This window comes from Williamsia sp. (assembly GCF_036566845.1).
Classification (GTDB): Bacteria; Actinomycetota; Actinomycetes; order Mycobacteriales; family Mycobacteriaceae; genus Williamsia.
In genome coordinates this window covers 1-2,343 of sequence record NZ_DATCVM010000039.1, presented here as the reverse complement: position 1 = coordinate 2,343, position 2,343 = coordinate 1, and the positions used below count along the sequence as shown (strand labels likewise).

Genomic DNA, 2,343 nt, shown 5'->3' with positions numbered 1-2,343 from the left:
ATTGTCCGGAGGCTGGCCGGCGTTCACGCCGCGGCGGAAGCCCAGCGCGTAGTCCAGGAACGGCTGGATCGCCGGGCCCGGAAGCAGATTCGATGCGAAGCCGTTGTAGAAGAATCCGTTGTTCACCGCTTCACCCTGCGTGACCTGATACTTGGCCAGACCCTTCAACGAGGCCGTGATGTTGTCCCGGTTACGCTCGAGCATCTCCGAGACCGTGTTCAGCTTCTCCAGGGTCGGCGCGAGTTCCTGCTCGTTGTCGGCCACCATCCCCGACAGCTGTTGCGCGACAGCCGTGGTGCTCGACAGCAGGTTGACGATCGCGTACCGGCGGTCCTGCAATACTGCCAGCAGGTCGTTGGCGTTGAGCAGCAACGTGTTGACCTGGGCGCTGCGTTCGGACAGCACTCCCGTGACGTCGGCCGCCGCGTCCAGCAGAGCGCCGAGCGATTCGTTGCGGCTGTTCAGCGACTTCGACAGCCGCGACACCCCGTCGAACGTGGGGCCCAGTTGCGGCGCGATGCGTTCGATGGTGTCGGACAACGTGTCCAGCGATTGATTGATCGCGGCCGTGTCGGTGGCCTCGGTGTTCGTGGTGAACTCCCCCACCGCGTCGGTCAGTGAGTACGGCGAACCGGTGCGGGTCAACGGGATGACACCCATCGACCCGAGAGCCCGCGTGCCTTCGGGCTTGAGCACCAGCACCCGCTCGCCGAGCACGGTCGAGATACCGACATTGGCGGTGGTGTCACTGCCTACCCGCACCCTGCTGTCGACAGAGAACGTGACCAGCGCGGTGCCCCGCGCGAGCTCGACGTCGGACACCGAGCCGACGGTCACGCCCGACACCTTCACCTCGTTGCCCGATGACAGCCCGCCGGCCTCGGCGAACACCGCCTGGTAGCGCACCGACGTCGCCATCGCCCATAGCTGCTGGGGCTGCAGGCCGACGGCGATGACGAGCGCGATGAGCACGACACCGAGGAAGCCAGCTCGCACCAGGGACGATCCGCGATACTTCAGCATCAGGGCTCAACACACCTTCCGGTGTTCTGAATGACCCACGGGAAGTGGGCGGTTCGGCCCTGCAGATCGGAGACCCGGATCGACACACCGCAGATGTAGAGGTTCAGCCAGCTCCCGTAGGAGCCCAGGCGCACCAGCTTGCGGTAGTTCTGCGGCGTCTTCTGCAGCGCGAGATCCAGTCGGGCCAGGTCGGTTTCATTCGACAACAGCGGCGCCAGGCGGTTGAGCTGGTCGACGGTTCCGGCCAGCGGTGGCCGCGCCTCGGTCAGCAGTCCGGCCAACGACGCGGTCCCGTTGTCGAGTGCGGTGATCGCGTCGCCGATCGGGTCACGGTCCTGGGCCAGCCCCGTGGCCAGCTGTTCGAGTTGGCCAATCGCCGACGAGAGGTTCTGCCCGTCCGCGGCGACGGTGGCCAGGGTGTCGTTGAGGGTGTCGATCAGGCGCTCCACGGTCTGGCCGTTGTCGGCCAGCGCGTTGGTGAACGACGACGTCCTGGCGAACAACGACTCCAGGTTTCCACCCTGGCCCTGCAGGATCTGGATCAGTGAGCTGGTCAGCGCGTTGACGTCGTCAGGGTTCAGGCCCCTGATCACCGGCTTGAGGCCGCCCAGCAGAAGGTCGAGGTTCAATGCAGGCTCAGTGCGCTCCAGGCCGATTCGCGAGCCGGACGGCTGGATTCGCGCAGCGCCGGGCTCGTCGAGCAGCTCGAGGTAGCGATCGCCGACGAGGTTCAGGTAGCGCACCGCGATCTTCGTGCCCTCGGTGAGCCGGACGTTGTCGTCGGCATCGAAGTCGACCACCACGGTGTTGTCATCCTGCAGCGTGACGCCTCTGACCGTTCCGACTCGAATCCCCGCCGCCCGCACCGAGTCTCCGCTTTGCAGACTCGAGGAGTCGGTGAACACCGCCGAGTACCTGTCGGCCGAACCTGACCGGTACTCGCCGAAGATCATGAACAGCCCGACAGTCAGCAGCACCATCGTCAGCCCGAATGCCGCGAACTTCGTCGCCGCCTTGCCCACGTCCGTCATCCCGGCTGCCCGATCTGTCCACCGTTGCGGGGCGGTCCGTCGATCGGACCGAACAGAAGCTGTTTGAGGCCGTCGGAGTTCAAGATGATGCCCTGGTTTCCGTACTGCGCGGGGTTGGCGTTCACATCGGTGATCACGAACGGCGGATGCTTCTCGAACGGGACCTTCGGCAGATCCGTGCACTGCGGTCCGCCCTTGGCGGCGACCTTCGGCAGATTCTGCGGGTACCGATAGCGTTCCTGGCCCAGCACGACGGTCTGCAGCAGCAGGCCACCGGGAACGGGCGTAC

At 65.7% G+C, this 2,343-nt stretch carries 2 protein-coding genes and 1 pseudogene; all 3 read right to left on the bottom strand.

Translation table 11 applies throughout. From position 1 onward, the window contains the following. The coding region (locus VIQ49_RS03365; RefSeq protein ID WP_331880750.1) for an MCE family protein at positions 1-1,023 on the bottom strand (1,023 nt) is incomplete at its 3' end. Beyond that, positions 1,023-2,054 carry an MCE family protein gene (locus tag VIQ49_RS03360; RefSeq protein ID WP_331880748.1) on the bottom strand — a complete coding sequence of 344 codons (1,032 nt, stop codon included), beginning with the start codon at positions 2,052-2,054 and terminating at the stop codon, positions 1,023-1,025. The genes VIQ49_RS03360 and VIQ49_RS03365, both read right to left, overlap by 1 nt. Continuing rightward, positions 2,051-2,343: pseudogene (locus tag VIQ49_RS03355) on the bottom strand (MCE-family protein); the annotation flags it as partial. The pseudogene VIQ49_RS03355 and the gene VIQ49_RS03360, both read right to left, overlap by 4 nt.